This is a genomic window from Niastella sp. (assembly GCF_045805085.1).
Classification (GTDB): domain Bacteria; phylum Bacteroidota; class Bacteroidia; order Chitinophagales; family Chitinophagaceae; genus Niastella.
Genome location: NZ_JBJMLX010000264.1, coordinates 35,838 through 41,837, shown reverse-complemented (window position 1 = coordinate 41,837; position 6,000 = coordinate 35,838). Strand labels below are relative to the sequence as shown.

Genomic DNA, 6,000 nt, shown 5'->3' with positions numbered 1-6,000 from the left:
GGGGGCAGCGGTGATCATAGCTTTTCCGTTATAAGTTTCTACCCGGTTTAAAATATTGGTAATGCCAACGCCATTGCGGCACTGATTGGTGTTGAAACCAATGCCATCGTCTTCGATGCAAAGGAACACACTGATAGCAGTGTTGTATATTTTTATGATTGCCTTTTTAGCTTTGGCATGGCGGATAATGTTGGTTAACTGTTCCTGGATAATCCGGTAAATGGTTTCCTTGATATTATCGGGGATCAGCGATTCATCCAATCCATGCAGATCGAGGCAAACAGGTTGTTGCTGCAGGATGTTATCAATTGTTTTTTGTAATTCTGCCAGCAAGGTTGTTTCGGCAAAACGGGGCAATACCAGGCGGTGCGATAAATTGCGGATCTCCCGGATAACTTCTTCAATATTGTTTTTACATCTTTCAACAGTGCTTTTTTCTTCATCATAGTTCTCCAGGCTGTATTCCAACTGCAGTTTTACCGCAGCCAGGATCTGGTTGATGTTATCGTGTAATTCCCGGCCTAATTCATTCCGTTCGTTTTCCTGGGTTTTTATCATCATCTTATTAATTACCTTCTGCTGCTCCAGTTTGTTTTTGTGTGCAGCCTGATTGGTCAATTCTTCTGCAGTGATATCCTTCAGGGTAGCAATCACGCCCACCGGTTTTTTATGGTTGTCCCGGGCAAACGTAACGGTTGATAAAAGATGAAACTTCCGGTTATCCTTCCTGGTAAAAACTACCTTGCCCTGCCAGTTACCGGTTTGTTGTAATATTTGTAAAGCCTGTTCGGGCGAATCGTTGATATACTCGTATTTAATGACCTCGCGAAAAAGACAGCCGGTTACATCTTTTGATCGAATGCCATAAACCTGTTCAGCCATTTTGTTGATGTAAATGATACGCAGGTCCATGTCGGTAAAGATCACTGCATCGCTGATATGATCGAGCAGGGCATTCCGTTGAATGTGTATGGTACGGCTATTGGTTTGGGGGTTAACCTGGCGGAATGTAACAGCAGTGTCTGGTTTTTCGGCACAGTAAAAGTTAACGTGCAGGCGATTAGTTTGGCGCATAGGGATTTTGAGATTTTAAGTGATTTTCTTTTAGGATCTGGCAGGAATAAGGGTGTACATGTAAATCTAACGTAGGAATCCCTCGTAATAATATGATTTAACTCAGGTGTAGTGCAAATTTTAAAAGAAGTTGTTTTAGATCAACTAACAAGTAAGAACGTTTGTAATTTTTTTGTTAATACAGGTAAGGATAAACGTAGCGTTAGAAATAGGGTAAATTTCAGCATTTGATAAGGGTTAGCCTGTACACATTTAGTTGATCAGTTGACAAGTTAACACGTTAACAGGTAAACAAGTTAACTGATTGCCATTTGTATAAGCAAGGGCTTTTTTGCCTTTGGTCGCCGTAGCCTTGGCGTAGGAGACCTTCTGCCTTCTGCTGTCTGCCGTCTGCCTTTTCCTTCATAGCTGTATCAGCCACACCTTCACCTGTTTCGTATTCCTGACGCTCGTCAGGCTTTAACGATAAAGTTTTAGTATGGTTCTTGAGTTTCTTTTCCTGCCATAAAGATGGGTAATAGATTGGTAGGTAAAAACTCTTACCCGTCTGACTTTGAGTATTAATTACCGGTTAATGGCCCATTTCAGGCATACTTTTTCCGGTGTAGCAACGTACCTGTTAAAATCTATATTCAAATGAACTTACCAGCATTGTTGTTGATTGTCACCAGGCTATTATTGCCGGGTTGGGGAACTGATTATGAGCATGCGAAGGAAACTGCTAAACAGGAAAACAAATACATCCTGCTGAACTTCTCAGGTTCCGACTGGTGTGGCCCCTGCATACGAATGCACGATGAAGTATTTGGCAGCGATGCCTTTAAACAGGTTGCAGGCAATAACCTGGTGTTGGTGAATGCCGATTTTCCGCGTTTGAAGAAGAACCAGTTGCCCAAAGAACAACAAAAGCAAAATGAGCACCTGGCCGATCTATATAATCAAAAAGGAAGCTTCCCGTTAACTGTATTATTGTCGGCCGATGGAAAGGTCTTAAAAGAATGGCCGGGCTTTCCTGAAGGAGGCGCCGGGCAATTTGTAAATGAGATAAAAGCAGTCTGTCATGCCGGTAACTGATGTAATGAAGCAAAAGAGCTTACCCCGCTCTTTTTGTGCCATACTCCTGATCGCGGGTAGCCTGTTCATGGGAAGCGCTTGTAAAACCGTTAAGGAATACCAGAAAAACAGGCTCAATGATGCAGAGATGTCATTAAGCAGCAGAAAAGTTGAAAAGCCCGAAGGAAATTTTGAATCGTATCGGGAAGGAGCATCCGGCGCCAATACCGGAAAGCTCGGCGGTGGTTGTGGATGTAACTAATTGCTGGCTTCTACCATTCAATAATTTATGAAGAAGATCTGTTTAACCGTAGTGGGTTTGTATCTGGGATTGTTAACTGCCTTCTCACAAACCATCCCCAAAGACTCCACCGCCTACAAAAGCCGGAAACTAAAACTGGAAGAAGTGAACCTGGTATCGAGCTATTATCAGCAGGATGGCGATCATGCAGCGGTAACCGGCGGTATTGGGTCGCAGCATTTAACCAATATTTCAGGGTCGATAGATCTAAAGCTGAGTAAAAGAGACCGTAAAGACCGTAAACACAGTTTCGTGCTTGATGTAGGGGTTGACCATTTTACATCGGCTTCCACAGATAAAATAGATCCTGCTACTATTTCTTCTGCTTCCCGTAATGATACCCGCATTTATCCCTCTCTGAACTGGTCGGTTGAAAGTGAGAAGAAGGGAACAACAGTTGGGCTGGGAGCCTACTATTCCCGGGAGTGTGATTATTTCGCACATGGGGCCAGTGTAAATTTTGCGGCCAAAACAAAAGACCGCAGTGGCGAATTTTCCATAAACGCCCAGGTATACCTGGATAATGTAAAATTGATCCGGCCAATTGAATTGCGTGACGGCAAACCCATTCCGGGCGACGCCGATAACAATGGCTATGCGCCGCGTAACTCATTCAGCACGTCCTGGTCGTATGCTCAAATAATAAACCAGCGGTTACAGGTCATGTTCCTGATGGACCTTGTTTACCAGCAGGGATACCTGGGACTACCTTTTCACCGGGTGTATTTGAATGATAATTCCGTGCACATTGAACATTTGCCCGACAGGCGGTTTAAACTACCGCTCGGGTTCAGGGCCAATTATTTTGCAGGCGATAAACTCATCATCCGCAGCTTTTACCGGTATTACCAGGATGATTGGGGTTTAAAAGCCCATACGGCAGAGTTGGAAACCGCCATCAAGCTATCCCCGTTTTTTTCTGTTACGCCCTTTTATCGCTTTTATACGCAGCAGGCAACCGATTACTTTGCACCCTACCAGGCCCATACGGCAGCCGATCAATATTTTACCAGTAATTATGACCAGTCATCCTTCAACAGCCACCTGTTTGGCGCAGGAGTACGATTGGCCCCGCCAAAGGGCATATTGGGTAATTCACATGTCAACATGATTGAGGTACGGTATGGACATTATACCCGCACCAATAATTTAAGCTCGAACATTGTTTCAATAAATTGGCGATTTAAATAAAATGTGGCGGCATTTGACGCAATAATTACACAATCTTTAGTTAAACGCTCATGCGTTTGCAATTGGTTAACAATCGGCAGGGAGTGTGGCACGGAATTTTTGGTTGTATCCATAAAGATATAATTATGAAAAAGACCATATTGATGTTATGTGTAGCTTGTGCGCTTGCATTTACCACAACTACAACTTTTGCCCAGGATAAAAAGAAGACAGAGACAGAGGATTCGAAGACAAAAGTAAAACCGAATACAACAGCAGGAGATAAGGCCCATAATGTGATCCATCCTAAACATAAGAAATCACATGGGGTAAAGGCAAAGCATAAAACAGATGAAGGTAAAACGAAAGTAGAAACACAGCCTAACCAATAACATTTATTGAATGCTGAAAAAACAAAAGCTCCTCGCGGAGCTTTTGTTTTTTGTATGTCGACGTTAAGGCTGGTTACATTGTATAATTACTTCTTCGCAGTAACATACCCATTGAATGAAATAGGTTGCCGGTTATTACTGTTAACAACCATCGAGGCTGAACCATTATCAAAGATGGTCATAATAAGTTCCCGGGGGTCTGTGAGGTCTTTGGGCGTAATAGTAACATTCCAGCCGCCCTTTTTATTATTACTCACCATGTATTGAAATTTTGTTGTTGTAAACTGCAGGGGCCCTTCACTGGGGTTTAACGGAGCGGTATAAGCCCGGCCAAAATAGGGGAGGTCGCTTACGATGGTGTCTTTGGATACCCGTAAATCATAATCTGATGTCAGTTGCCGGGTGGCGCCTGCTGTAGGTAAAGCTGTTTGGGCTTTAAACACATAGTTCTGCGCTTCTACTATTTTTTTTATTTCTGCTTTCCTGTCTTTTTTATGTTGTTGAGCCCAGCCAATACCAGGCAGACATATAAAAGCTATTATCGCTAACCAAACATTTTTCATATAACACCCTGTTTAGTCCTATATAAAGAACGGCAAAGGGCTATAAAATGTTTGTTAAATGGGATAACAGGCTGCAGGTCAGATAAAACTTTTAACAATCAGGCCAATCAGTATACTCAGCGAGAAGCTCATCAGCGTGCCAATTAAAATGTACTCTGCTTCCTTACGGGCCTCGGCGCCTTTAATATCATTAAAGCGCAGGATCGATTTGGCGGTAATTAAAAAGCCAACGCCTTCAAAATGGCCTGTTATTACAAATGTGAATACCAGTAAACGTTCAAAAATACCGATCCATTTCCCGGCTTCATTCAGGCTTACGGATGAGCGGATGTTTTGTTCTTCCGCTTCCCGGCGCCAGCGTTGGGTTGCACTGGCCAGTAATAATGATAAGGGAAAGGTAACTATCAAATAGCCGGTGGCAATGGCCCAGGCGCCTTGACTATGCAGTACTGATAGCCAGTTCCTGGGCAACCAGCCGGAAGGGGCTACAAACACACACCATAAAATAAACAGAGTAAGTAAATGCAGGAACTGATCAATGATAAAGTAAATGATCCCCTCCTTTTGATTCAGCTTCCAAAGGTCAATAACAAAGTGCGTGAATATAACCAGTACGGGGAGTTGCCACAGGCCCCAACTGGGAGCAAACAGGTAAACTAAAACCCCATGGATGGCGCAATGCAGGTAAAGCATCCACGAACGCGCTTTTAACCGTTGTTTGTGGCGTACCATGGCACGCGATTGCAAAATGAAGTCGCCTAAGAGGTGAGCGAATATCCATTGAAATAAGGTTACCATGGTTTCGAAGATAACTTAAACCATTGGTATAACCGATTCAAAACGGGTAAGAATTTTTTGCACAACCGGCCAGCCTGCCGCCTGAAGCCGTTGGTGAACCGAAGGTTGTTTTATCTTTAATTTTTTAGCGATGGAAGCCTGGGTATGGTCCTGTAACTGCAGGTAAACCGCTTCGGCCTGTTGTTTGGTTAAACGCTCCAGAATGTAATTGAGGGAAGCACTGTGTACCTGCCATTCGCTGGTGAATTCTTCATCGAAGCAGGCAATGCTAATCATTTCTCCGGTTTTGGTCAATGCATCGAGGTAGGGGCCCGATGCCTGAAATGCCGACCCATCGGAAGTAATTACCTCTCCGCTTTTAAAAGTTATATCACCTATTCCAATGGCCAGCCGTATTTTAAAATTATCCTTTATAAGACAGGTTTGTAATAACAGGGCTATGCGTAAGGCTGCCAGGCGATTTACGGTAAGTGTTATTTGAATGCTATCGCCTCGATATTGTTGCGCCTGCATATCGTGCCATTCCAGTGTGGTGCCTTCAAAGAAGGAACTTAGTAGTTGTTGTAATTTTTTTCTTGAGGCTGGTTTCAGTTGCGATGAGCCTATTATATCGCCACTGATCACTGCTGCCCTTGAGTAATTAGACATA

The 6,000-nt window shown here is 43.4% G+C and carries 8 protein-coding genes; 4 read left to right on the top strand and 4 right to left on the bottom strand.

The features are described 5' to 3' along the window. Positions 1–1,074: PAS domain-containing protein (locus tag ACJ751_RS13865; protein WP_407746093.1), on the bottom strand; the 1,074-nt coding region annotated here is incomplete at its 3' end. 636 nt (positions 1,075–1,710) lie between these two features. Between ACJ751_RS13865 and ACJ751_RS13860 the strand changes: the two genes are divergently transcribed. From ACJ751_RS13860 to ACJ751_RS13845, 4 genes are all read left to right on the top strand, one after another. Beyond that, positions 1,711–2,148, top strand: a complete 438-nt coding sequence (locus ACJ751_RS13860; protein WP_407746092.1) for a thioredoxin family protein — start codon at positions 1,711–1,713, stop codon at positions 2,146–2,148. Positions 2,149–2,152: 4 nt separating this feature from the next. Next, a complete protein-coding gene (locus ACJ751_RS13855; RefSeq protein ID WP_407746091.1) occupies positions 2,153–2,389 on the top strand; it encodes a DUF4266 domain-containing protein in 237 nt (78 codons plus the stop codon). A 27-nt stretch (positions 2,390–2,416) separates the two neighbouring features. Then, positions 2,417–3,619 (top strand): DUF3570 domain-containing protein, encoded by a 1,203-nt coding sequence (locus ACJ751_RS13850; RefSeq protein ID WP_407746090.1) that lies wholly within the window; start codon positions 2,417–2,419, stop codon positions 3,617–3,619. A 125-nt stretch (positions 3,620–3,744) separates the two neighbouring features. After that, positions 3,745–3,990, top strand: coding sequence for a hypothetical protein (locus ACJ751_RS13845; RefSeq protein WP_407746089.1), 246 nt, complete (start codon positions 3,745–3,747; stop codon positions 3,988–3,990). An 86-nt stretch (positions 3,991–4,076) separates the two neighbouring features. Here the strand turns inward: ACJ751_RS13845 and ACJ751_RS13840 are convergent, their stop codons facing one another. From ACJ751_RS13840 to ACJ751_RS13830, 3 genes are all read right to left on the bottom strand, one after another. Further along, the gene (locus ACJ751_RS13840; RefSeq protein WP_407746088.1) at positions 4,077–4,553 is read right to left on the bottom strand and encodes a DUF4251 domain-containing protein; all 477 of its coding nucleotides are present in this window, start codon (positions 4,551–4,553) and stop codon (positions 4,077–4,079) included. Between the two features lie 78 nt (positions 4,554–4,631). After that, positions 4,632–5,351: a DUF3307 domain-containing protein gene (locus ACJ751_RS13835; RefSeq protein WP_407746087.1), complete on the bottom strand. Its 720-nt coding sequence runs from the start codon at positions 5,349–5,351 to the stop codon at positions 4,632–4,634. 15 nt (positions 5,352–5,366) lie between these two features. Beyond that, entirely contained in the window at positions 5,367–5,999 is a 633-nt protein-coding gene (locus tag ACJ751_RS13830) for a sigma factor-like helix-turn-helix DNA-binding protein (RefSeq protein ID WP_407746086.1), read from the bottom strand. Between the last annotated feature and the right edge of the window lies 1 nt (position 6,000).

Coding starts and splice junctions, on each gene's coding strand:
- ACJ751_RS13845 (WP_407746089.1), top strand. CDS start 3,745: ATGAAAAAGACCATATTGATGTTATGTGTAGCTTGTGCGCTTGCATTT.
- ACJ751_RS13855 (WP_407746091.1), top strand. CDS start 2,153: ATGAAGCAAAAGAGCTTACCCCGCTCTTTTTGTGCCATACTCCTGATC.
- ACJ751_RS13840 (WP_407746088.1), bottom strand. CDS start 4,553: ATGAAAAATGTTTGGTTAGCGATAATAGCTTTTATATGTCTGCCTGGT.
- ACJ751_RS13830 (WP_407746086.1), bottom strand. CDS start 5,999: ATGTCTAATTACTCAAGGGCAGCAGTGATCAGTGGCGATATAATAGGC.
- ACJ751_RS13835 (WP_407746087.1), bottom strand. CDS start 5,351: ATGGTAACCTTATTTCAATGGATATTCGCTCACCTCTTAGGCGACTTC.
- ACJ751_RS13860 (WP_407746092.1), top strand. CDS start 1,711: ATGAACTTACCAGCATTGTTGTTGATTGTCACCAGGCTATTATTGCCG.
- ACJ751_RS13850 (WP_407746090.1), top strand. CDS start 2,417: ATGAAGAAGATCTGTTTAACCGTAGTGGGTTTGTATCTGGGATTGTTA.